The organism is Sphaerimonospora mesophila (assembly GCF_001417795.1).
Lineage (GTDB): Bacteria > Actinomycetota > Actinomycetes > Streptosporangiales > Streptosporangiaceae > Sphaerimonospora > Sphaerimonospora mesophila.
Genome location: NZ_BCBX01000036.1, coordinates 200,180 through 222,318 on the forward strand (window position 1 = coordinate 200,180; position 22,139 = coordinate 222,318).

Annotated in this window: 22 protein-coding genes; 12 read left to right on the top strand and 10 right to left on the bottom strand. The window is 69.5% G+C overall.

All coding sequences use genetic code 11. The features are described from left to right. Nucleotides 1-97 precede the first annotated feature (97 nt). On the top strand, nt 98-745 hold the full coding sequence (locus AP234_RS16810; RefSeq protein WP_235558204.1) for a DUF1707 SHOCT-like domain-containing protein: 648 nt from the start codon (nt 98-100) through the stop codon (nt 743-745). Between the two features lie 61 nt (nt 746-806). On the opposite strand, the gene glpX is transcribed toward AP234_RS16810, so the two are convergent. Next, nucleotides 807-1,835, bottom strand: coding sequence for a class II fructose-bisphosphatase (glpX, locus tag AP234_RS16815; RefSeq protein ID WP_055480598.1), 1,029 nt, complete (start codon nt 1,833-1,835; stop codon nt 807-809). Between the two features lie 198 nt (nt 1,836-2,033). On the opposite strand from glpX, the gene AP234_RS16820 reads away from it, so the two are divergent. Together AP234_RS16820 and AP234_RS16825 are read left to right on the top strand one after the other, a co-directional pair. Continuing rightward, nucleotides 2,034-2,666, top strand: coding sequence for a TetR/AcrR family transcriptional regulator (locus AP234_RS16820; RefSeq protein ID WP_083502178.1), 633 nt, complete (start codon nt 2,034-2,036; stop codon nt 2,664-2,666). A 53-nt stretch (nt 2,667-2,719) separates the two neighbouring features. Continuing rightward, the gene (locus AP234_RS16825; RefSeq protein ID WP_055480599.1) at nt 2,720-3,271 is read left to right on the top strand and encodes a DUF4245 domain-containing protein; all 552 of its coding nucleotides are present in this window, start codon (nt 2,720-2,722) and stop codon (nt 3,269-3,271) included. Between the two features lie 17 nt (nt 3,272-3,288). Here the strand turns inward: AP234_RS16825 and AP234_RS16830 are convergent, their stop codons facing one another. Beyond that, the gene (locus AP234_RS16830; protein ID WP_055480600.1) at nt 3,289-3,573 is read right to left on the bottom strand and encodes an exodeoxyribonuclease VII small subunit; all 285 of its coding nucleotides are present in this window, start codon (nt 3,571-3,573) and stop codon (nt 3,289-3,291) included. Between the two features lie 625 nt (nt 3,574-4,198). Between AP234_RS16830 and AP234_RS16835 the strand changes: the two genes are divergently transcribed. The 5 genes from AP234_RS16835 to asnB all read left to right on the top strand — a co-directional run bounded on the left by AP234_RS16835 (nt 4,199) and on the right by asnB (nt 10,667). Continuing rightward, nucleotides 4,199-5,617 carry a hypothetical protein gene (locus AP234_RS16835; protein WP_160330458.1) on the top strand — a complete coding sequence of 473 codons (1,419 nt, stop codon included), beginning with the start codon at nt 4,199-4,201 and terminating at the stop codon, nt 5,615-5,617. Nucleotides 5,618-5,746: 129 nt separating this feature from the next. Next, nucleotides 5,747-6,874: a sensor histidine kinase gene (locus tag AP234_RS16840; protein ID WP_055480602.1), complete on the top strand. Its 1,128-nt coding sequence runs from the start codon at nt 5,747-5,749 to the stop codon at nt 6,872-6,874. Further along, nucleotides 6,867-7,991: a hypothetical protein gene (locus tag AP234_RS16845; RefSeq protein WP_055480603.1), complete on the top strand. Its 1,125-nt coding sequence runs from the start codon at nt 6,867-6,869 to the stop codon at nt 7,989-7,991. The genes AP234_RS16840 and AP234_RS16845 overlap by 8 nt, the downstream gene beginning before the upstream one ends. After that, nucleotides 7,958-8,647 (top strand): response regulator, encoded by a 690-nt coding sequence (locus tag AP234_RS16850; protein WP_055480604.1) that lies wholly within the window; start codon nt 7,958-7,960, stop codon nt 8,645-8,647. The genes AP234_RS16845 and AP234_RS16850 overlap by 34 nt, the downstream gene beginning before the upstream one ends. A gap of 175 nt (nt 8,648-8,822) precedes the next feature. Further along, nucleotides 8,823-10,667: an asparagine synthase (glutamine-hydrolyzing) gene (gene asnB, locus AP234_RS16855; RefSeq protein ID WP_055480605.1), complete on the top strand. Its 1,845-nt coding sequence runs from the start codon at nt 8,823-8,825 to the stop codon at nt 10,665-10,667. 264 nt (nt 10,668-10,931) lie between these two features. On the opposite strand, the gene xseA is transcribed toward asnB, so the two are convergent. Together xseA and AP234_RS16865 are read right to left on the bottom strand one after the other, a co-directional pair. After that, nucleotides 10,932-12,137 (bottom strand): exodeoxyribonuclease VII large subunit, encoded by a 1,206-nt coding sequence (gene xseA / locus AP234_RS16860; RefSeq protein ID WP_083502179.1) that lies wholly within the window; start codon nt 12,135-12,137, stop codon nt 10,932-10,934. 117 nt (nt 12,138-12,254) lie between these two features. Then, complete coding sequence (locus AP234_RS16865; RefSeq protein WP_055480606.1) at nt 12,255-13,274, bottom strand: hypothetical protein; 1,020 nt, start codon at nt 13,272-13,274, stop codon at nt 12,255-12,257. 215 nt (nt 13,275-13,489) lie between these two features. Between AP234_RS16865 and AP234_RS16870 the strand changes: the two genes are divergently transcribed. Then, nucleotides 13,490-14,455 (top strand): 4-hydroxy-3-methylbut-2-enyl diphosphate reductase, encoded by a 966-nt coding sequence (locus tag AP234_RS16870; RefSeq protein WP_055480607.1) that lies wholly within the window; start codon nt 13,490-13,492, stop codon nt 14,453-14,455. A gap of 28 nt (nt 14,456-14,483) precedes the next feature. Here the strand turns inward: AP234_RS16870 and AP234_RS34315 are convergent, their stop codons facing one another. Next, on the bottom strand, nt 14,484-15,047 hold the full coding sequence (locus AP234_RS34315; protein WP_063842964.1) for a DUF6542 domain-containing protein: 564 nt from the start codon (nt 15,045-15,047) through the stop codon (nt 14,484-14,486). Between the two features lie 9 nt (nt 15,048-15,056). Next, complete coding sequence (locus AP234_RS16880; RefSeq protein WP_083502180.1) at nt 15,057-16,370, bottom strand: DNA recombination protein RmuC; 1,314 nt, start codon at nt 16,368-16,370, stop codon at nt 15,057-15,059. A 131-nt stretch (nt 16,371-16,501) separates the two neighbouring features. Here AP234_RS16880 and ychF point away from each other — a divergent pair, with 131 nt between their 5' ends. After that, complete coding sequence (ychF, locus tag AP234_RS16885) at nt 16,502-17,590, top strand: redox-regulated ATPase YchF (protein ID WP_055480608.1); 1,089 nt, start codon at nt 16,502-16,504, stop codon at nt 17,588-17,590. Nucleotides 17,591-17,976: 386 nt separating this feature from the next. On the opposite strand, the gene AP234_RS16895 is transcribed toward ychF, so the two are convergent. The 3 genes from AP234_RS16895 to cyaB all read right to left on the bottom strand — a co-directional run bounded on the left by AP234_RS16895 (nt 17,977) and on the right by cyaB (nt 19,650). Next, nucleotides 17,977-18,387, bottom strand: a complete 411-nt coding sequence (locus AP234_RS16895) for an Imm10 family immunity protein (RefSeq protein ID WP_055480610.1) — start codon at nt 18,385-18,387, stop codon at nt 17,977-17,979. Nucleotides 18,388-18,640: 253 nt separating this feature from the next. Beyond that, nucleotides 18,641-19,024, bottom strand: a complete 384-nt coding sequence (locus tag AP234_RS16900) for a hypothetical protein (protein WP_055480611.1) — start codon at nt 19,022-19,024, stop codon at nt 18,641-18,643. An 80-nt stretch (nt 19,025-19,104) separates the two neighbouring features. After that, nucleotides 19,105-19,650, bottom strand: a complete 546-nt coding sequence (gene cyaB, locus AP234_RS16905) for a class IV adenylate cyclase (protein ID WP_055480612.1) — start codon at nt 19,648-19,650, stop codon at nt 19,105-19,107. Between the two features lie 199 nt (nt 19,651-19,849). Between cyaB and AP234_RS16910 the strand changes: the two genes are divergently transcribed. Continuing rightward, nucleotides 19,850-20,521 carry a hypothetical protein gene (locus AP234_RS16910; protein WP_200926552.1) on the top strand — a complete coding sequence of 224 codons (672 nt, stop codon included), beginning with the start codon at nt 19,850-19,852 and terminating at the stop codon, nt 20,519-20,521. A 176-nt stretch (nt 20,522-20,697) separates the two neighbouring features. Next, complete coding sequence (locus tag AP234_RS16915) at nt 20,698-21,144, top strand: hypothetical protein (protein ID WP_055480614.1); 447 nt, start codon at nt 20,698-20,700, stop codon at nt 21,142-21,144. Between the two features lie 74 nt (nt 21,145-21,218). Here the strand turns inward: AP234_RS16915 and AP234_RS16920 are convergent, their stop codons facing one another. After that, a complete protein-coding gene (locus AP234_RS16920) occupies nt 21,219-21,998 on the bottom strand; it encodes an IclR family transcriptional regulator (RefSeq protein ID WP_055480615.1) in 780 nt (259 codons plus the stop codon). Between the last annotated feature and the right edge of the window lie 141 nt (nt 21,999-22,139).

Consider the following 22,139-nt stretch of genomic DNA (forward strand, 5'->3'; position numbering starts at 1 on the left):
CTCCGGAAACATGAGGGGGGTTCAGATTTCGCCAGATTAGAATTCCCGGCTCGGCAGGTCAATGCGTTCTTCGGCGGGTCCGTTTACGCTCGATGTCGTGAGCGAGTTCCAGTCCCAGCCGAGCAGGTGGATCTCCGCGTTCCTGACGCCGCGGGTGTCCGACGCACCGGACCCGGGTGAGCTGCGCGCGTCGGACCGGGACCGGGAACGGGTGATCGCCGTGCTGGCCGAGGCGGCCGCCGACGGCCGGCTCTCCCTCGACGAGCATGAGGAACGCGTCGATCAGGCCTGGGCCGCCCGGACGCTTGGCGAGCTGGCCCGGCTCACCGTCGACCTGCTGCCCCCGGAGAGCCAGCCGTTCCGGATGGACAACCGGCCCGTGACGGCCCTGTTCCGCAGCGAGAGCCGTACCGGCCGGTGGGTCGTGCCGGCCGAGGTGCCGGTCACCTCCCTGGGCGGGAAGGTGACCATGGATCTGTGCGAGGCCCTGCTGCGGTCGCGCCGGGTCGTGGTCCAGCTCGCCGTGCTGGCCGGCACGGTCACGCTGATCGTGCCCGAGGGCGTACGGATCGTGACCGCGCCGTCGGCCCGCGTGGGCTCGGTCAAGAACGAGGTACGGCTGCCGCCGGGCGCGACCGATTACGCCCAGGACGCCCCCGTCATCGAACTGGCGGGATTCGTCTTCGCCGGGAAGGTGGTGGCCCGCTCCCCGAAACGACCACGCAAGGGATTCTTCCGGCGTTAGCCGCGCTCTCCCGAGGCACTCTCGGACGGCGGCCTCGGACGGCGGTGTCGCGGAGGTGCGCTCAGACGGCGGTGTCGAAGTTGATGGCGCTGTAGGCGCCCAGCTTCCAGAGCTGGTGCTCGCTTTCGATCTTGCGGATCGTTCCGGACCGGCCGCGCATGACCAGGGAGTGGGTGACGGCGGCGCCGGCCTGGAAGCGTACGCCGTGCATCAGCTCGCCGTCGGTGATCCCGGTGGCCGCGAAGAAGACGTCGTCGGAGCGCACCAGGTCATCGGTGGTCAGCACCTGCTTCAGGTCGAGCCCGGCGTCGGTGGCCCGGCGGCGCTCATCGTCGTCGCGCGGCCACAGCTTGCCCTGGATGACGCCGCCCATGCACTTCATGGCGCAGGCCGCGATGATGCCCTCCGGGGTTCCGCCGATCCCGAGCATCAGGTCGACTCCGGTCCCGTGGCGGGCCGCCATGATCGCGCCGGCCACGTCGCCGTCGGTGATGAACCTGATCCTCGCCCCGGTCTCTCTGATCTCCTTCACGATGTTGTCGTGCCGTGGGCGGTCGAGGATCACCACGGTCACGTCGGACGGCTTGGCGCCCTTGGCCCTGGCGACCGCCCTGATGTTGTCGCCGACCGGCGCCTCGATGTCGACCTGGTCGGCGGCCTGCCGGCCCGTCACGAGCTTCTCCATGTAGAACACGGCGGACGGGTCGTACATCGAACCACGCTCGGCGACCGCGATGACGGAGATCGCGTTGTTCATGCCGAGCGCGCACAGCCGGGTCCCGTCGATCGGGTCGACCGCCACGTCGCAGTCGGCGCCGGTGCCGTCGCCGACGTCCTCGCCGTTGTAGAGCATCGGGGCGTTGTCCTTCTCGCCCTCGCCGATCACCACTGAGCCGTTCATGGAGACCGTGTTGATGAGCTGCCGCATGGCGTTGACGGCGGCGCCGTCCGCCCCGTTCTTGTCGCCGCGGCCCACCCAGCGGGCGGCGGCCATCGCGGCCGCCTCGGTCACCCGGACCAGTTCGAGGGCCAGGTTGCGGTCTGGTGCGTGCTCGCCGGTCGCCAGCGGGGCCGGAACGTGATCAGACATCGATCCCCTTAAAAGTCGGATTCACTATCTCGTGCCCTTCGTGCCGGTCTTTATGTCGTCTCGGTCGATCAGGGCAATTAGTGATCGTAGTTCTTTAAGTGTTTTTTGTCCGATTGGTCTGAACCTGTTGTCGCTGGTCGGCGGCCATTTGCCGCCGGATCACTCGGGATCTGACCGGCCGGGATATCCTTCGCCGACATGAGCGGCGACATGGAGCAGACGGCGACGACGCGCGAGTCGGACCACGGTGCGGCGGCGGCTCGGGATCACGGCGTGGCCACCCGCGGGGCGGCCACGCGGGTCGCGCTCCTGGAGGCGGCCAGGGAGGTGTTCGTCACCCGGGGCTTCGCCGAGGCCGGGGTGACCGACGTGGTGCGGCGGGCCGAGGCCAGCGTGGGCAGTCTCTATCACCATTTCTCCGGCAAGGCGGATCTCTACCTCACGCTGTTCGAGGAGTTCCAGCAGCGGCAGACACAGCGGACCTGGGACGCGGTCCAGGCCGCCCGCGCCGCTGGGGAGACGGATCCGATGCCGCAGTTCCTGGCGGGAGCCCGGGCCTACCTGGAGGGCTGTCTCGACGAACGCGATCTGGCCGCGCTGTTCCTCAGGGGGGACGCCCCGCCCGGTTTCGAGGTCACCATGCGTGACCGGCTGCGTCAGTGGGCCAGGCGGACGGCCGCGCTTTTCGAGCACGAGGACGCTCTGGTCGTGGTCGTGACGGGAGCGCTGGCGGCCGTCGTGCAGGAGGTGACGCTCTCGGAGGATCCCGTGGCGGCCCGGCGGATGGCCGAGGACGCGCTCGTTCTCATCGGCGGCATCCGGCGCCCCTGAACCCCCCGGAGCTGGTACGGCCACCGGCCCTGGTGACCGGTAGTCTCGCTCGTGTGGGACGGTTCACTCAGGGAGTCTACGGTTACGTGTTCGCGGTGCTCGTCTGCCTCGCCGGTGTCGGGCTTTTCCTGCTCGTCACGCCGCAGAGCCGGACCGAGCACATTCCCCGGGTGAACTACTCGATCGATCAGGCCAACGCCGCGAGGGCCGCGACGTACGAGATCGTGTCGCCGCGTGAGGTGCTGCCGGACTGGGTGCCGAACAGCTCGACCCTCACCGACGAAGGCGGCGCCGTGACCTGGCGGCTGGGCTTCGCCACCGCGCAGCGGCAGCACGCGATGCTGGCGCAGAGCGACGAGCGGCCGCTCGATGACTTCGCCAACCGGATGGCCAACACCGACAAGGTCACCGGAAGCCGCGACATCAACGGAGAGACCTGGCAGGAGCGGATCCGCCAGGACAAGAACCAGCGGTCGCTGGTGCGGATCCTCCCCGATCGCACCGTCGTCGTCACGGGCACCGCCGACTGGGCGGAGCTCACCGCTCTCGCAGAGTCGCTGGTCGCCCAGCCCAGGCCCGCCGCGACCGTCTCCGCCACGTCCTGACAGACCTGCCGGCGTGGTCAGAACGGGGCGTCCGCCGAGCCGTTCCGCTGGGGCTCCTGCCGCTGGGCGATCGCGGTCGCCAGCTTCGCGCGTGCCCCCTGAAGCCACTCCTCACAGATGGCGGCCAACCGCTCGCCGCGCTCCCATAGTTCGATGGACTGCTCGAGCGTCAGCCCGCCGGTCTCCAGGCGGCGCACCACGTCGGTGAGTTCCTCTCGCGCCTGCTCGTACGACGGCGTCTGCTCAGCCGAGGACTGCTGAGAACCCTGCTTCGCCGTGTTCCCGGTGGTGCTCTTCGTCATCGGATCCTCCCGTGGATACTCCGGGCTTCAGCCTCCGGGGCCGGCCGCAGAGCACCAGCCTGGCAACGCCCGGCCGTCGGCGCAACCGGGAGGGTGGCGGGTGCCCGACGCGCTCATCGCCTCTCCTGCGAGGACTGAACCGAACTGTGATGTCGTTGTCAGGTGTTCACCTGACACGCCCGAATTCGCGCCGTCCCTAGGCTCGCAACAGCCGATGTACAGGCACTCCAGGGGGCGAGGTAGAGGACATGAATCACGGCATCCCGGCATGCGCTTTCGCCGCGGACCACGGTGCTCGAGCTTCGGGAGGCATCGGTCCGACATCGCCGATGGCGTTCCTGAACGCGGTTCTCGAACGAGGGCGGGAACCAGGGGACCGCCGGGTGATCGCCGGTCAGTGCTAGGGGGCGCAATGTCCACCCCGTACCCTCCGTCTCCGGGACCGGACCCCGCTTGGTCGCCGCCGGGACACCGCATGCCGGGGCCACCGGGTCCGCCGCCTGGGCCGCCAGGTCCGCCGGGACACCGCATGCCCGGGCCGCCGAGTCCGCCGCCCGGGCCACCGGGCCGGCATCCCGGTGGTTTTCCACCGGCACGACCGGGGGGACCGATGCCGGGGGGACCGATGCCGGGAGGACCGCCACCGGGCGGCCCCGGCGGGCCGTGGCCGCCGGCACCGCGCAGGGGGTCAGGCGGGAAGGGGCCGCTGATCGCCATCGTGCTCGGCGTCGTGCTGGTCGCCGGAGCGGCCGGAGGCTGGATGTTCCTACGCGACGGTGACGGAGCACCCGGATCGTCCATCGGCTCCGTCCAGGACCGGCGTGATCCGGCCCGGCCGCCGACGACAGAACCGGTGAAGACGGACGAGCCGGTGAAACTGCGGCCGATCACCGGCGACCAGCTCTGCGCCGCCATTCCGGACGGCGTACGCAAGACCCTGGTCGCCGATGGCCGGTACGGCGGGAAGGACGTGTCCACCGGGGCCGCCACCGAAACCGAGAAGCGGGCGGCCTGCAGGTGGTCCAACAACAAAATGGACGTCGGCAACGGCGTCATCGGCCATCGCACGCTGAGCATCTCGGTGGAGGCCCAGAGCACTGAAAGGCAGAACGCGGTTGAGCGCGCGAAGGAGCGGTTCGACAGGGACAAGGAGGCGCATGAGCGGCGGGTCAACGTCCGGGATGGCAAGCGGGTCGACGGGAGGACCTCCGGATCGGCGTTCGGCGGTCTCGCCGAGCTGAAGTACGGCGACGCGTCGTACAGCCAGACCTCGCTCGGGACCAGCGGCATCAAGGCCGGCGTGTTCGTCCGGCAGGGGCCGTGGCTGATCGAGGTCTCGTACAGCGGGAGCAACCGCACCGGGCGCAAGTATCCCTCGGGCGACGAGGTGCGGGCCGCGACCGGCAAGGTCGCCGAGCTCATCACCGCGGAGATGGCCAAGGACGCAGGCAAGGTGAAGCTCGACGGTCCGTGCGCCATCCTCACCGTCAAGGACATCGAGTCGGCGTTCTTCCCCACTGTTTCCGGGCCATCCGTCAGCGGTAACGACGGCAGGATCCAGCAGACCACCTGCACCTGGAACCTCAGAGAGCCGGTCGCGCACAGGCCCGGGGAGGAGTACACCGCTCGGGGCGGGGAACTGCGCGTTCACATGGTCGACTGGGGTGACGGCGACCTCGGGTCGAAGTTCCAGTTCGACCGGGACGCCAAGAAGTACGACCGCTACCGGGCCAAGGAAGGCATCGGCAACGACAACATCCACATCGACTACGAGCCCCGCCGGGAGCTCTCCGGGCTCGGCGAGCGGGCCTTCGCCGTGGTGTCCGCCACCACAAGGCCGGGGCGGCCGGACGAGGACCCCATGCAGGAAATTCTGATCAAGGTGCTGGTCGGCGACCGGACGGTCGAACTCGTCTTCAGAGGAACGACGACCGGTGGTGGCATCGTCGGCGCCGGAGGCTACCAGAAGCCGATCTTCGAGTCCTCGGTCGCGCAGCCGGCCGTAGAGCGGTTGGCCAGAGCCTTCCTCGCCGGTCTGAAATGACCGGCGGCGCCGAGGCCATCAGGGTGCGCCGCCCAGCGCGACGACATGAGTCACGCCAAACCGAGAGGGCGGGTGGCTAGGCTACGTCACGTCGAGATCGCGAGACGGGCGGGCCGAGCGAGGTGACGAGTGGCTGGGCAGGCGGCGCGGCTGCTGGTGCGGTTCGGCCGCCGGTACGCGGCCGCCGTGCGCCTGGCGACCCTGGTTCCGATCTGCGCGATCGCCCTGTTCCGGGCACCTCCTGAGCACCTGGCGGCCACCGTGTCCGTGGCCGGTGCGGCGGCGGCCTGGACCTGCTGCTACGTGTGGTGGCTCAGCTCGGGCCGGGGCGCGCTGCCGGTCGCGCTGGACGTGGTCGTCCTGCTGGGGTTGTCCGCGAGCGTGTTCTGGACCGACGCCATCGAGGACCGCAACACCGGATGGCTGCGGCTGCTGATCACCTTCGCCTGTGTGACGTGTCAGTGGCACACCTCGCCGATGGTGGGCGGCGCGGCGGCGGTGGCGGCCGGGGGCGGGGCAGCGGGCGTCCTCGCCGCGGCGGGAGCGGCGGAGGTGGACGCGAGCCTGCTCAGCGGGCAACTGTGGGCGGTGCCGGCAGCCGGACTGTCCAGAGCGGCGTGGGTGCTCGTCCGCCACGCCGCTGACCGGGCCGACCGGATCACGGCCGAGGCCGCCCGGGTCCGCGGCGAGTCGATGGTGGCCGCGGCCGTGCGCGCCGAGGAACGCGAGTTCGCCAACTCACTGCACGACACGGCGGCCACGACTTTGCTGATGGTCGGCACCGGCCAGGTGCGCTCAGACGCGGACTGGCTGGCTCCGCAGGCCCGCCGCGACCTGGACCGGCTACGTTCCGACAGCGGGCGGACGGCCCGGCACACCGACCTCGTCGATCTGCTGTGCGCCGACCTCGACGCGACGCAACTGGCCGTGGAGTTCGATGCCCCCGCGCGGCTGGTGCTCCCGTTCGACAGTGCCAGGGCCATCGCCGACGCGGCGCGGGAAGCCCTCACGAACGTGCGCCGCCACGCGGGCACGGCGCGGGCGACCGTCCGGCTGAGTGGGAACGCCCGGGCGCTGCGGCTCGACATCGCCGACCGGGGAAAGGGGTTCTCGCTCGCGGACGTGCCGGAGACCCGGCGCGGTCTGCGCGAGTCCGTACGCGGCAGGATGGACCGCGTCGGTGGTACGGCCACGATCACCTCCGCCCCGGGTGAGGGCACCCTCGTACGGCTGGAATGGCGGGCCGGGGATGAGTGACGCCGTCGAGGTGCGGACCCTGGAGCAGTTGCGGCGCGGCCTGCGGATCGCGACGCTGCTCGTCGCCGTGGCGATCGTGTTCGGTCTCGGGTTGTCCGCCATGCTGCGTCGCCTGGACGTCTACGAGCCGGCACTCGCGCAGGTGGCGGCCTTCGCGGTGCTGGGCGCGGTGCTCGCCGCCGAGGTCGTGCTGCTCGTGCGGCGGCGATCGTGGGGCGCGCCGCGCCTGGCGGTCATCGCCGTAGTGCTCGCCGCGTCAGCCCTGTCGTACGCGACACTGCCGGACGGGCGCACCTCGACCGCCGTGGACTGGATCTTCGGCGCCGCCAACTGGGTAGGTGTCGTCGTGCTGCTGGACCGCCCGCTGCGAAGCTCGGCGGTGTTCCTGCTCGCCCACGAGTTCACCGCCCTGGTTCACCTGCTGGTGTTCGACGAGCCCAGCCGCGAGGCGCTGGCCCGGTTCGCCACGGGCTCGGTGAGCGTGGTCGGCTTCCCGCTGTGCGTGGCCGTGGTCGCGACGATCCTGCACGGGCTCAGCGCGGCGGCGGCGGCCTCGCACCGGCAGATCGAAGAGGCGCGCGTCGCCGAGGCCGTCGCGGCGGAGTCCCACCGCCGCCGGCAGCGGCGGTTCGCCGAGTTGTCGGCGACCACGATCCCGCTGCTGAAAGGGCTCGCCGACGGCTCACTCCGCCCCGAGGACCCGGCGGTCCAGCGGCGCTGCGCCATCGAGGCGGCCAGGATGCGCCGGCTGTTCGCCGAGGCCGACACTGTGCAGAACCCCCTGCTGCACGAGCTGCGACACTGCGCCGATGTGGCCGATCGCAAGGGCGTGACGGTAGAGCTGGACGCACGCGGCCAGTGGCCTGCCCCGCCCCTGGCCGTCCGGCGCGATCTCACCGAGGCGGTGCTGACCACGCTCGCCACCGCCGATTCCCGGGCGCGGGTCACCGTCGTGGGCAGTGCGGACCTGGTGTCGGTCAGCGTCGTCGCGGACTGCGGCGAGGTGGACCTCCCGAGCCCGGCGGCACCCGGCGTCCAGGTCGAGACGTTGAAAACGGACGACATGGTATGGATGGAGGCCCGATGGCAGCCGACCCGGCAGCTGATGAACCGATAACCGCGGTGATCGTGGATGATCATGCGGCGATCGCCGCCGGCGTTCGCTCCTGGTGCGCCCAGGCGGTGCCGCCGATCGAGGTCATCGACGCAGGGGACCGGCTGGCCGACGTCTGGACCGACTCGGGCGCCGACGCGCACGTGGTGATCTTCGATTTGGAGCTGGTGCCGGGCCGGCCGGACTTCGGCGAGCTGCGGCGGCTGGTCGACAGCGGCAGGCGCGTGGTCGTGTATTCCCAGCACGCCGACGACGTGACCGTGATCAAATGCATCGACCTCGGCGCGCTCGCCTACCTGACCAAGCGCGAAGGATCCGATCACCTGGTGCCCGCCATCAGGGCGGCCGCGCGGGGCGAGCCCTACACCACGCCGTCGCTGTCCGGGGCCCTCATCTCCGACGACGCCCCCGGTCGGCCGCGCCTGTCCCAGCGCGAAACCGAGGTGCTGCGGGCGTGGTTCGCGTCCTCGTCCAAGCAACTCGTCGCCGCGAAGCTCAACATCACCGTCAAGACCGTCGACACCTACATCTCGCGGGTGCGGGTGAAGTACGCCAACGTGGGACGGCCCGCGCGGACCAAGAGCGAACTCGTCGGTCGCGCCCTGGACGACGGGCTCATCACCCTCGCCGAGCTCAACCAGACCGTGACGCCGCTGTAGGGGTCACCGGACACGGCCGGGCCCGGCCGGGCCACGGCCCCCACGATAGATGCCGCCACCGACGTATCGCTGCTCGTGGTGGAGCGCCCACCCTTAAGAATGTCCGCTTTGGGTATGTATGGGCCGTTTGCTGGGTTCCGTAGTGATGTAGCGACACATCGACGGGGGCGGCGGTATGTGTGGCATCAGCGGCTGGGTCGATTACGGACGCGACCTCCGGTTGGAGCAGGAGACCGTGCAGGCCATGACGGACACGATGGCGTGCCGGGGGCCCGACGCCGGAGGGACCTGGTTCGGCCGGCACGCCGCGTTCGGCCACCGGCGGCTGGCCGTCATCGACATCGAGGGCGGGCGACAGCCCATGATCGCCGAGCGGGACGGCGAGGCCGTGGCCGCGTTGACCTACAGCGGCGAGGTCTACAACTTCCGGGAGCTGCGTACCGAGCTCATCGGGCTCGGCCACGCTTTCCGTACCCAGAGCGACACCGAGGTCGTGCTGGAGGCGTACCTGGAGTGGGGTGAGGACCTCGTCGAGCGCATCAACGGCATGTACGCGTTCGCGATCTGGGATGCCAGGCGCGAGGAGCTGCTGCTGATCCGCGATCGGATGGGCATCAAGCCGCTCTACTACTACCCGACGCCTCAGGGGGTGCTGTTCGGCTCGGAGCCCAAGGCCATCCTCGCCAACCCGCTCGCCGAACGGGTCGTCGACGCCGACGGCCTGCGTGAGCTGCTGGCCTTCGTGAAGACGCCGCAGCGCGCGGTCTTCCGTGGCATGTACGAGGTGCGTCCCGGTCACATCGTCCGGGTGCGCAGGGAGGGCGTCGGCGGGCACCGCTACTGGCGGCTGGAGGCCCGCGAGCACACCGACGACCTGCCCACGACCATCCGTACCATCCGCGAGCTGCTCGACGACATCATCGCCCGCCAGCTCATCTCCGACGTACCCCTGTGCACGCTGCTCTCCGGCGGCCTCGACTCCAGCGCGGTGACCGCGCTCGCCGCCCGCGCGCTGGAGAACTGGGGAAGGGTCCGGTCGTTCTCGGTGGACTTCACCGGATACGCGGAGAACTTCCAGCCCGACGACATGCGCGACACCCCGGACACTCCGTACGTCCAGGACGTCGTACGGCACGTCGGCTCAGATCATCGTGACATCGTGCTGAACTCGGCCGACCTGATGGACCATGACGTGCGGGCCGCCGCGCTGCGGGCCCGCGACCTGCCGCTGGGCCTGGGCGACCTGGACACCTCGCTGTATCTGCTGTTCAAGGCGATCCGCTGCCACTCGACGGTGGCGCTGTCGGGGGAGTCCGCCGACGAGGTGTTCGGCGGATACCGGTGGTTCCACGAGCCGGCCGCCGTCAACGCCGACACCTTTCCCTGGCTCGCCATCCCGGGCATCGCCGAGCAGTCGACGCGGGGCCGCTTCTTCGACGAGCATCTGCTGCGCAAGATCGACCTGCCCGCCTACCGGGCCGACGGCTATCAGCAGGCCCTGGCCGAGGTGCCCCATCTCCCGGGCGAGACCGGCCTGGAGAAGCGGATGCGGGAGATCGGCTACCTGCACCTCACCCGGTTCGTACAGATTCTGCTCGACCGCAAGGACCGGATGAGCATGGCCGTCGGCCTCGAGGTGCGGGTGCCGTTCTGCGACCATCGGCTCGTGCAGTACGTCTTCAACACGCCGTGGGCGATGAAGACCTTCGACGGGCGGGAGAAGAGCCTGCTGCGCGCCGCGGTGGAGGACGTGCTGCCGCGCTCGGTGGTCGAGCGCCGCAAGGTTCCCTACCCCTCGACCCAGGACCCGGCCTACGAGCAGGCGCTGCGTACCGAGCTGGCCGATCTGATCGCGGACGGCGACTTCGCCGCGGCACCCCTGGTGGACACGAGGAAGATCCGCAACGTGCTCGACCAGCCCGTGGGCGCGGTCAGCTTCCAGGGAGCCCGGTCGGCGATCGAGGGCCTCCTGCAGTTCAACGCCTGGTTGGAGGACTACGGCACCCGCCTCGCCCTCTAACCTCCGCCGTGATCTCGCGAATTCTCGCACATGTCCGCTGTGAGCTGGGCAGATCTTCTCCGTGATCTTGCAAAACCGGCGAGGGTGTGCCCCCACCTGCACATTCGTCTTTCGTGATCTTGCAGTGAAGAGTGCAAGATCACGGAAGGTGAATGTGCGGGTCAGAGTGTGATCGAGAGAGTTTCTGCAAGATCAGCGAGGGTGGACCGCAGGTCAGATGGGCGGCCTGCGAGTAATTACAAGATCACCCTGGGGGTGGGGGGGTCATGACGGGGAGGTGGTGACGCTGATGCGGTCGTCGGAGAAGCGGATCGTGAGCTCGTCACCGGGCTTCACGTCGGCGGCCAGCCGTACGACCTCGCCCGAGGGCCGTTGTGCGATGGCGTAGCCGCGCTCCAGCGTGGCGGCGGGCGACAGCGCGACCAGGCGGGCGCGGAGATGCTCCAGGGAGTCGGCCGAGCGGTCCAGCGAGGACGTCAGACAGCGCCTGGACCGGTCGCGCAGCGCGTCGACCTGCTCGGCCCGGCGGTCGAGTTCGCGCACCGGATCGGCGAGCGAGGGCCGCGAGCGGACCGAGTCGAGCCAGGAGAGCTCCCGCTCGATCCAGCCGCGGACGACCCGGCGGCTCCGGTCCCTCAGCTGGCGGACCAGCGTCAACTGCTCGCCCACATCCGGGACGACCTTCTTGGCCGCGTCGGTGGGCGTCGAGGCCCGCACATCGGCCACGAGGTCGAGCAGCGGGGTGTCCTGCTCGTGGCCGATCGCGCTGACCACGGGCGTGCGGCAGGCCGCGACGGCCCGCACCAGTGACTCGTCGGAGAACGGCAGGAGATCCTCCAGGGAGCCGCCGCCTCGCGCGATCACGATGACGTCGACCTCGTGGTCACCGTCGAGCCTGCGCAGCGCCTCGGTCACCTCTCCCACGGCGTACGGCCCCTGCACCGCCACGGTCTCCACCTTGAAGCGGACGGCGGGCCAGCGCCGCCGGGAGTTCTCCAGGACGTCGCGCTCGGCCGCCGAGTCGCGTCCGCAGATCAATCCCACCGTGCCCGGCAGGAACGGCAGCCGCCGCTTGCGGTCGACGTTGAACAGGCCCTCGGCGGCCAGCACCTGACGCAGCCGTTCGAGCCGGGCCAGCAGTTCTCCGATGCCGACCGGCCGGATCTCCAGGGCGGTGAAGGCGAAAGACCCCTTGTTGACCCAGAAATCCGGCTTGACGTGCATGACGACCCGGGCACCGTCGACCGGGCGCGGGACGCTCGACTCGTAGACGGCACGCGTGCACGTGATCCTGGCCGAGACGTTGGCGACCGGGTCGCGAAGGGTCAGGAACACCGTGCCGCCACGCGCGGTCAGCTCGGTGATCTGCCCCTCCACCCACACGGTGCCGAGCTTGCCGATCCACTGCGCGACCATCTGCAGGACCGACCGGATCGGCAGCGGTGACTCCGGTGACGTCTTGGCGCTCACGTTGCCTCCTCGCGTGGTGGTGCGGCCCGGCGGTGCGCGTCGCGCTTCCGCCGGACCGCACCCGCACACTAACCACTCACACCGACATTCCGGTGGTCAGGCGCGAGGACCCGCGGGTCATGCCTCGGACTGGATCTTCGAAACGCGGTTCTGGAACAGCCGGACCACCTCCGGCCGGTTCAGGTTCGCCTGCTCGTAGTCGAGCAGCGCCTGCACCTGCTCCAGCGACTTGCCGCGGAGCCGCGCACGCAGCGAGGGGATCGTCAGCTCGCTGTAGTTCGGCATCGGCTCGCCGGACGCGGCGGCCACCGTTTCCGCCGGCTTGGCGGGCTTGGCCGTCTTCTTGGTGGCAGGCTTGGGCGCCGGCTTCGTGGCCTTGGCGGCCTTGGTGGCCTCGGCCGGCTCGGCGGCGGCAGCCGGCTCGGCCTGCTCAGCCGGCTCGGCGGCCTTCTTCTTGCGCGGGGCGCGGGCCGGCTTCGCCGGAGCCGCGGTTTCGGCGGCGGCGGGTTCCGCTGAGGTGGTCTCGGCAGCGGTTTCCACGGCCACCGGCTTCGGCGCCTCGGTCTCGGCCTCGGGTGCTGCGGCCTTGGATGCCGCGGCTTCGGGTGCCGCGGCTTCGGGTGCCGCGGCTTCGGCCTCCGCCGCCGGGGCCGGCGTTTCGACGGCCGCTCCGGCCTCGGCATCGGCCGGTGCGACAGGCTGCGCCGGCTTCTCGGCCTTCTCGGCCTTCTCGGCCTTCTCGGCCTCCTTGACGTCCTCGGCCTCGGTCTTCTCGGCCTTCTCAGGCTCCTTGACCTCGGTCTTCTCGGACTCCTTGGCCTTCTCGGCTTCGGTCTTCGGCTCGGCCTCGGCCTCCGTCTTCGAGGGGCGGGGCGCGTAGATGACCGGCTCAGGGCGCTTCGACTGCGCCTCGGCCGTCTCGGCCGCGGGCTGTGCCGTGGTGGTGGACTGTGCTGTCGTGGCCGGGGCTTCGGCGGACTGCTCGCCGTTGGGGCCCTCGCCACCGGTCAGGCGCTTGACGGTGAGTCGGACACGGTCGCCGAACTGCAGCGCCCTTCCCGCCCCCTGAAGGGCCGTCTGGAAGACGAGTACAGGTAGGTCCTTGGCCTTATTCGTAATGGCTTTAAGGACGGACATAGCGGCTCCTGGGGAGATCTGCTCTCGATTATCCAGTGTCCCAAGACCGGGGAGTGTTTCAAAAACGCTGCCCCCGGTTGCCCGTGGCGAGCGAGCGAGGCGCCGTCAGGGCCACGCGCAGCTGGGGGTGATTTCCGAAACGCGACCTGGCCGGGGAGCGTGTCGGATGCTCCCTGGGGTCAAGAGGCGGCTGGCGTTCCACCTAGCATAGGAACATGGACGCACAGACCCCCACGACCCGCCGGGTACTCGTCGCCAAACCGCGTGGCTACTGCGCCGGTGTGGACCGTGCGGTGGAAACCGTCGAGAAGGCGCTGGAGCGGTACGGCGCGCCGATTTACGTACGCAAGCAGATCGTGCACAACACCCACGTCGTGAAGACGCTGGAGGCGAAGGGCGCGATCTTCGTAGAGGAGACAGAGGCCGTCCCCGAGGGCGCGATCGTGGTCTTCTCCGCCCACGGCGTGGCGCCGAGCGTGCACGAGGAGGCGGCGGCCAGGCGGCTCAAGACGATCGACGCGACGTGCCCGCTGGTCACCAAGGTGCACAACGAGGCCAAGCGGTTCGCGGCCAAGGACTACGACATCCTGCTCATCGGCCACGACGGGCACGAGGAGGTCGAGGGCACGGCGGGCGAGGCGCCGGACCACATCCAGCTCGTCGACGGCTTCGACGGGGTGAGCGGTGTCACCGTACGCGACCCGGAGAAGGTCGTCTGGCTCTCGCAGACGACGCTGTCGGTCGACGAGACCACCGAGACCGTCGCCCGCCTGCGCGAGCGCTTCCCCAACCTGATCGATCCCCCGAGCGACGACATCTGCTACGCCACGTCCAACCGCCAGGCCGCCGTGAAGCAGATCGCGGCGGAGTCCGAACTGGTCGTCGTGGTCGGCTCGGCGAACTCGTCGAACTCCAAGCGCCTGGTCGAGGTGGCGAAGGACTACGGAGCCGAGGCCGCCTACCTGGTCGACGACGCCTCCTTCGTACGCGAAGAGTGGCTGGAGGGCGTGACCACGGTCGGCGTCACGAGCGGCGCATCGGTCCCCGAGGAACTGGTCGACGGGGTGCTGGCGAAGCTGGCCGGGCTCGGCTTCGCCGACGTCCACGAGGTGGAGACCGTGAAGGAGAGCATGCGCTTCGCCCTTCCGCACGAGCTGCGCCGGGATCTGCGCGCCGGATAGTCACACGGATGGCCGCCGCGCCTCCCCGTCACCGCTCGTCGGCGGCTTTGCCGTACAGACGGGGTTCGAAGTAGCCCTCCGGCTCCGGGTCGAAGACCGCGGCGCGGCCGCGCCGCGGTCGGGAGTCCGCCCGGCCTCCACCCCTGGTACGGGCGGTGCCAGGGGTGTCCGTCGTATCCGGCCGGGTGTCCGGCCGGGCGGCGGGTTCGAGGCCGCCGCGCAGTTCGCGCACGTTGGCCGGCAGCCCACGACGCCACGCGATCACCAGGGTCAACGCGGTCCCGGCGAACAGCCACGGTGCGCCGGACGAGAGCGTGGTGAACAGCCCCACGCTCAGCGTCTGCGGGATCGAGCCCGAGAAGAGCGAGCCGACGCCCTCGACGAGCAGCGCCGCGACGAAGAAGACCAGCGGCGGGGTGACCACGAGCGGCAGCAGGTCGCGCGGCCGCACCAGCAGAGCCGCAGCGAGACATCCGGCGATGAAGCCGAGGCCGCTCGGCAGGACGACCTGACCCACCAGTGTGATCGCAAAGAGCAGGACGATCGCTCCCCGGGCGGTCAACCTGAGCCCTGTTCGATCGGCGCCTGCCATGGAGCCCCCTTACGACAAGTCTCGCGTCAATTTACCGTTGTGCCGAGGGAAAGGAGGCGGACTTACCTCCTCTTCACCTTCAAGCTCGGGCATCGACACCAGTCGGGGGACGTCTTCGACGGGGCTCGGCGCTTCAAGGGGGAGGTCCACGAGATCGAGGTCGCTCAGCTTGCGTGCGCTGACCAGCACCCGGCTTTCGAGCGACCCAACGGTCCGGTTGTAGGTCGCGACGGCCTTCGACAGCGCCTTGCCGAGCTCCTCCACATGCCGGCCCAGTCCGCCCAGCCGCTCGTACAGTTCTTTGCCGAGCTCGAAGACGGCCTTGGCGTTCTCGTTGATCGCGGCCTGCCGCCAGGCGTACTGGGCGGTGCGCAGCATCGTGATCAGGGTGGTCGGGGTGGCGATGTGGACACGCCGCTTCATGGCGTGCTCCAGGAGCCCGGGGTCGCGCTCCAGCGCCGGCGCGAGGAACGCCTCGCCGGGGATGAACAGCACGACGAACTCGGGCGTCGGACTGAACGCCTGCCAGTAGGACTTGGCGGCCAGCCGATCGACGTGTTCACGCAGATGACGGGCGTGCGCGTCCAGACGCTTGGCGGCGAAACCGGGATCGTCGGCCTCGGCGGCCTCCAGATAGGCGGCCAGCGACACCTTGGAGTCGACGACGATGTTCTTGCCGCCGCTGAGCCGTACGACCATGTCGGGGCGGATCGTCCCCTCGCCGGTCGCCGCGGTCACCTGTTCGTCGAAGTCGCAGAACCGGGCCATGCCCGCGATCTCCGCGACCCGGCGAAGCTGGAGCTCGCCCCAGCGGCCGCGTGCCTCCGGCCGCTGCAGGGCGCGTACGAGCGCGGCCGTCTGCGTCCTGAGCTCATCGGAGCTGCGCCGGACGAACTCCATCTGCTGGTTCAGCTCGGCGCGGGCGGCCCGGGCGCCGGACTCGCTCTCCCGGAGCTGCTGCTCGACCTTGGCGAGCGTCTCCCTGAGCGGCGTGACCAGGTTCTCCACGGCCTGCCTGCGCTGGTCGAGATCGCCGGCGGCCTCGGCCCTCGTGGTGTTCAGCCGGTTCTCCGCGAGTTCGAGGAAGCGCAGGTTGTTGACGTCGAGCACGCGGGCGGAGATGGCCTGGAACCGCTCGGACAGCTGGTTCTCCACATAGGCGACCTTGTCCTCGGCGGCCCGCGCCCGCGCCTGCGCCTCCGCGATCCCAATCGCGGACTCGGCCGCCTGCCGGGCGCCCCTGGCTCGCGCGAGGAGCACGCCGATCACGAGTCCCGCGACCACGCCGACGGCGAGTCCCAGTAAGAGAGCCACGACATCCACGGTTTGGCATGATTTCAGGCAAGGCAGCGGTGGCGGGGGAGGCGCGCCACGTGCCCTTGACCTAACAGGGAGACGCGGTTCCGCTCGGCTGATGTTCGGCTCACCCGCCCCGGCCCGTAAACTCGGCCTACGTGAGCCTGAGCATCGGCATCGTCGGCCTGCCCAACGTCGGCAAGTCCACGCTTTTCAACGCCCTGACCAAGAGCGGCAACGCCCTGGCGGCGAACTATCCGTTCGCCACCATCGAACCCAACGTGGGGATCGTCGGCGTTCCCGACGCGCGGCTGGAGAAGCTCGCGGAGATCTTCGGTTCCGCGCGGATCCTCCCGGCCAAGGTGGAGTTCGTGGACATCGCCGGGCTGGTCAAGGGCGCATCGGAAGGGCAGGGGCGAGGCAACAAGTTCCTCGCCAACATCCGGGAGACCGACGCCATCTGCCAGGTCATCCGGGTCTTCTCCGATCCCGACGTCACACACGTCGACGGCGGGGTGGCGCCCGAGCGCGACATCGAGACGATCAACACAGAGCTGATCCTCGCCGATCTGCAGACGATCGAGAAGGCGCTGCCGCGGCTGCAGAAGGAGGCCAAGAGCAACAAGGACCGGAAGGCCTTCATGGAGGTCGTCGAGGCGGCGGCGAAGCTGCTCGACACCGGTACGACGTTGTACGCGGGGGCCAAGGACGCCGGGATCGATCTCGCTGACCTGCGCGAGCTGCATCTCCTCACGGCGAAGCCGTTCCTGTACGTCTTCAACCTCGACGCCGACGAGCTGACCGACGCCGAGCTGCGGGCCAAGCTGTCGCAGGTCGTCGCCCCGGCCGAGGCGGTGTTCCTCGACGCCAAGATCGAGTCTGAGCTGGTCGAGCTGCCCGACGACGAGGCGCTGGAGCTGCTTCAGTCGGTCGGACAGGAGGAGTCGGGCCTGGCCCAGCTCGCCAGGGTCGGGTTCGAGACGCTCGGCCTGCAGACATACCTGACGGCGGGGCCCAAGGAGGCTCGCGCCTGGACGATCCGCAAGGGGGCCACGGCTCCGGAGGCTGCGGGCGTCATCCACACCGACTTCCAGCGCGGGTTCATCAAGGCCGAGGTCATCTCGTTCGAGGAGCTCGTGGAGGCCGGCTCCATGGCGGCGGCACGCGCCGCCGGCAAGGCGAGGATCGAGGGCAAGGACTACGTGATGCGCGACGGCGACGTCGTCGAATTCCGCTTCAACGTCTGAATCGGCGCTGTTCGCCCTGCTCATGACTGTGAGTCCTCGTCGTGGGGCACATCTGGGGCACACGACCAGGCGTCATCTACCGCTCGGCGAGTCCGCTCCTCGGAGTCCGGCATCAGGTGTCCGTAGGTCGAGAGAACGAGGTCGGCGCTCTCGTGCCCCAGGCGCTCGGCCACGACGATGACGGATTCGCCCTGCAGCAGCAACAGGGACGCATAGTGATGGCGGCAGATCCGCACGCACAAGGCCGCCCGTGACGTGGCTCGAGACCTCATCCAGCTATCGGGAGGTCGCCCGCGCCCAGAATCGCGCGATCTCGCCGCGCGATTCGGCGTGCTCCTGTAGCCGAGCCAAGCCGAGCACCCCGGAACATGCCCTGTTATGGACCTCTACAGGTCAACAAGCGCCGGTCTGGCGTCTGCTCTGCCATAGGCGAGTATGCGGCGGAGCACGTCACGCATACGGTTCACGTCGGCCTCGGGGACGTCCAACACGGCTTCGATCACCGGGTCATCCAAGCCGAGATCTTCCAGAGCGGCCGGGGCGAGTACAACGCGCAACGTGCCATCGAGAACAGCGACTTCTCGCACGCAGCCGTAAGCGGTTCCCTGATCGGCCGTAACCAGGCAGTGGGTGTCCATAGCAAGGTCCGCGTCCTGCTCTTCGGCCTCTTCGATTCCGCTCATGAAGAGCAGGATGAAGCCGCTGCCATCCTCGAATTCCGCCACCCCGGCTTGGCGGTAATCCTCATCGAAATCTTCTTCTCCGCCAACGGCGCGGGCAGTGAATCGGTAGGTCATGCAGGGGTTATATCAGCGGGGGAGGCGGTATTGCCCCGATAGCTCCCGGGGGCAGCAGGCGGACTGCAAAGTCGCCTCGCCTGATCACGCCTCATCGCCCAAAAGGGCAGGGTGACTGCGTGCGGGGCACGTAGGGGGCACAGGACACCGTGAAACGTCGGCAATAAGCGATCACCGCGAGGCCAGAAGGCCGAGCGACCAGCGCAGCAAGCATCCCGGCCCAGGTCATCAGGATGGCGATCAGAGTTCCGCTTCAACCTGTGAAGGAGCGGCGTTGACCCCACGTCAGACACCACCTCACACCTCCCCAGTCCGCACAGAGTCCGCAGAACTCAACGTCTCGGCTAGCAGAGCTGCCGCAGCCTGGTGCATCCGTGGCTTTCGCGTGGCCGAGCGCCCACTGAACTGTCACCACGTCGAACCCGGCTGCGATGAGGACCAGAGGCATGGCGGCCTCGCCCAGGCGCAGCCGGGCGAACGCCACCAGAGCGACGAACGCCCGGAACCTCAGCTCGGCGGCCTCGAGCGGCGCCCGGACTTCATCCGTCGCCGCTAGCCGCATCGCCACCTCGGCGCTGAAGGTGAATCGCACCACGCCTACCTGCACGAGACCCGCGAGCAAGGGCTGACCGACCACGCGGCCGTCCGCCTGGACCTGGCAGCCGACGGGACGCGGTTACCCTGCCACGACCCGGCTGAACCGGATGCCGCCCTCTTCTAAGCCGGGGCCGGCGCCGCACGGACCAGCGAGTCGTAGGTCTCGCTGGTCCGCGCCAGCGCGACGCCGAGGGAGCGAGCGAGCGCGTCCAGCTCCGTCTGCACGGCACTGCCGTCCTCCTGCGAGGGGGCAGTCCGCTCGAACTCGACGAACACGCCGACGTGTTCGACTTCGTCCACGCAGATCGTCACGTCGTCAAGTCGGCCGGTGCGGCGGGTCTTGACGATGCGGACCGTCGGGTAGAAGCCCATCGAGAGAACGGCCTGGTGCATCTGCTCCCTGTCGGCTACTTCGGTCTCATGCTCCAGGCATGCCATCGCGTTATTCAACGGCCGTTTGACCGTGAACAGGTGCCGACCGTCCTGGGTGCGCAGCCGGGCAAACGTCCTGCCGATCTTGGGCTGTGCGTAGGTCCACCCGTCTTCGGCGTACGCCTGGTCATCCTGCCGTGCCGGGGCTGAGAGGATCGCCCCCCGTTCGGCCAGCGCATTCTCCAGCGCGCCCAGATCGCCGACACGGTACTTGACCTCGATCTCCTGGGTCACATCGGCCTCCCTGGTCTCGGGAAGCCATGAGCATAGCGACGTTCGAGGCTTCGGCGCCGCGATACCACAGAAGCTGCCCGAGACGCAGGACGCCCTACGTCAGTGCTGCATACCGCTCACTCTGGAGCGGGACTGCTCTCCTACGTAGGGCGACACCGGCGACTGCGGTGCGGCGTCAAACTGATGGACATGGACTGGCATGCCTATGCGAAACGGCTCGCCGACCAGGTCGCCCACCTCGGCTCACGGTGGCACGCCCCGATCGCGGACACGCCGCGCCACCGGTTCGTGCCCAGGTGGTGGCAGCACACGGGCGGCCTATGGGCTCCGTACCGGCCCCGAGGACGCCGAGGCGTGGCTGAACGCCGCCTGCGCCGACCGTACGCTCGTCACCCGCATCGGGGACCTGCACGCCGACCACGCCGTACCCGGCGACCACCCGGCCGGACGGCCCACCTCCTCCTCCCCGCTGCCCGGCCTGCTCCTGCAGATGTACCGGCACGCCCGGATCGGCGACGGCCACCAGGTGCTCGATGTCGGCACGGACACCGGGTACGGCACCGCGCTGCTGTGCGCCCGGCTCGGCGACGGCCAGGTCACGTCGGTTGACGTGGACGACTACCTCACGAGCGTCGCGGCCGAGCGGCTCGCCGCGATCGGGTACAAGCCGCGCATCCACGCGGTGGACGCGACCGGCCCTCTCCCCGGCGAGTACGACAGGGTCGTCGCCACCGTGTCCGTGAAGCCGATCCCCCCGTCCTGGTTGGCGCTCCAGCACGGCAGTCTGCCCCTGTACGGCGCGCGGGTCCGGATCATCCCGGATGGGGTGATCCACCTGCAGCGCGGCCGGTGGAAGGCCACCATCGGCTGACCGGAGCGTCTCATCCTGCCGTCCTCCGCTCGGCTCCGCCGGGCCGTACGGGCCTGGCTCGTCGTGTGCCACAGGGTTTCGGTCGTCGCCGAAATCCCCTGCGATCGGGATCAACGTTCCGATACGATCCCCCGCCTAGGCGATCTGAAGCGTCTTCAGAACCGGGGGAGAGAACGATGAGTCATGCGCAGAATTCCGGCGTCACCCCGATCGATCGGCGGCCGCTGAGCGTGGTTCTCGCGGTCGTCCTCATGGCACCCGTGTGCGCTGCCTGGCTGGCGGGTGGCTTCGTCTGGCTGGTCGTCACGGCCAGGATGGAGGGCGACGGCATGATCTTCTTCTGGATTCTCGCCGTCGTGATCCTCGCCCTGTGCCTGCTGGTCGGGTACATGGCCGGGGCCGGGATGATCCAGGCGTGGCGGGGGCAGACGCAGAAGATCCGCATTCCCGCATACTTCACGCTCGCGCTCTTCGGCATCGCGCTGCTCAACCTGATCGTCAAAGGAAAGATCAGCTTTGAGCCGTCACAGCTCGTGCCGCTCGTTCTCGGCGCGATGGCCGGTGTGGCGCTGATCCTGCTCAACCGGTCGGCCTCCGCCGCCTGGTTCGCCCGCGGCCGGTGACCCGGGCGTCTCTCATGGCCGGCAGCGGCGGCCCGGCCGGACACATCGGAAGCACACCGGCCTGCGGGTGATGATCAGCGCGCGGAGCCGAGCTTTCTGGAGATCCGCCGGGCCGTCTCGGCCACCAGCGGACCCAGGGTGCGCACCCGCGCGGCGGTGATGCGCGAGGTGAGCCCGGAGACCGAGACGGCGGCCGTCACGGCCTCCAGATGATTGAAGATCGGTGCGCCGACGCAGCGCACCTCGGGCTCGTTCTCGCGGTCGTCGACGGCGTAGCCGCGGTGTCTGATCTGGCCCAGTTCGGTGCGCAGCGCGTCCGCGTCGGTGATCGTGAACCGGGTGACGGTCGGCAGGCCGGCCGCCACGACCTCCTCGACGATCTCCTCGGGCTGCCAGGCCAGGATCGCCTTTCCCACGGCGGTGCAGTGGAGGGAGGCACGGCTGCCGATCCGGGAGGCCATCCTGACGTTGGTGGCGTTCTCCACCTTGTCGATGTAGACGACGTGCGGCGGGTCGTACAGCACCAGGTGGACGGTCTCCTTGGCCTGTGACATCAGCCGGTGCGCCTCCTCGGCTGCGATGGTCCTGAGGTCGAGCCGGGTGAGGTACGACTGGCCGAGGCGCAGGGCACCGAGCCCCAGCCGGTAGACCCCGCTCTTCCTGTCTCTGGCCAGCAGGTTCGCCTCGACGAGCGGCACGGTGAGACGCAACACGGTGCTCTTGGACATGCCGACCGCCTCGGCCAGCCTGGTGAGGGAGAGGTCCTGGCCGGAATGACCGCGGACATGCTCCAGGATGGCGAGCGCGCGCCGCAGGGATGCCGACTGGTTGCGCGCCGTGGGGGGTTCGTTCATCGGCTCCTCCCGTGGATGGCGAGTGACGGCTGCCTTCCATACCTCGTCGAATCACGGTAGCGACGCAACCCCTTGCAGCACATCGTGGTGCAGTGCACAACAAGTCACTCTTGTCATTCCGAAGATCGTGGTGACCCTCCT

Excerpts from the sequence above, each read along its gene's own strand:
- glpX (WP_055480598.1), bottom strand. The coding sequence starts at position 1,835 with ATGTCTGATCACGTTCCGGCCCCGCTGGCGACCGGCGAGCACGCACCA.
- AP234_RS16910 (WP_200926552.1), top strand. The coding sequence starts at position 19,850 with ATGCCTATGCGAAACGGCTCGCCGACCAGGTCGCCCACCTCGGCTCAC.
- AP234_RS16895 (WP_055480610.1), bottom strand. The coding sequence starts at position 18,387 with ATGACCTACCGATTCACTGCCCGCGCCGTTGGCGGAGAAGAAGATTTC.
- AP234_RS16850 (WP_055480604.1), top strand. The coding sequence starts at position 7,958 with ATGGCAGCCGACCCGGCAGCTGATGAACCGATAACCGCGGTGATCGTG.
- AP234_RS34315 (WP_063842964.1), bottom strand. The coding sequence starts at position 15,047 with ATGGCAGGCGCCGATCGAACAGGGCTCAGGTTGACCGCCCGGGGAGCG.
- asnB (WP_055480605.1), top strand. The coding sequence starts at position 8,823 with ATGTGTGGCATCAGCGGCTGGGTCGATTACGGACGCGACCTCCGGTTG.
- AP234_RS16830 (WP_055480600.1), bottom strand. The coding sequence starts at position 3,573 with ATGACGAAGAGCACCACCGGGAACACGGCGAAGCAGGGTTCTCAGCAG.
- AP234_RS16835 (WP_160330458.1), top strand. The coding sequence starts at position 4,199 with ATGCCGGGAGGACCGCCACCGGGCGGCCCCGGCGGGCCGTGGCCGCCG.
- AP234_RS16870 (WP_055480607.1), top strand. The coding sequence starts at position 13,490 with ATGGACGCACAGACCCCCACGACCCGCCGGGTACTCGTCGCCAAACCG.
- AP234_RS16820 (WP_083502178.1), top strand. The coding sequence starts at position 2,034 with ATGAGCGGCGACATGGAGCAGACGGCGACGACGCGCGAGTCGGACCAC.
- AP234_RS16845 (WP_055480603.1), top strand. The coding sequence starts at position 6,867 with ATGAGTGACGCCGTCGAGGTGCGGACCCTGGAGCAGTTGCGGCGCGGC.
- AP234_RS16920 (WP_055480615.1), bottom strand. The coding sequence starts at position 21,998 with ATGAACGAACCCCCCACGGCGCGCAACCAGTCGGCATCCCTGCGGCGC.
- AP234_RS16915 (WP_055480614.1), top strand. The coding sequence starts at position 20,698 with ATGAGTCATGCGCAGAATTCCGGCGTCACCCCGATCGATCGGCGGCCG.
- AP234_RS16865 (WP_055480606.1), bottom strand. The coding sequence starts at position 13,274 with ATGTCCGTCCTTAAAGCCATTACGAATAAGGCCAAGGACCTACCTGTA.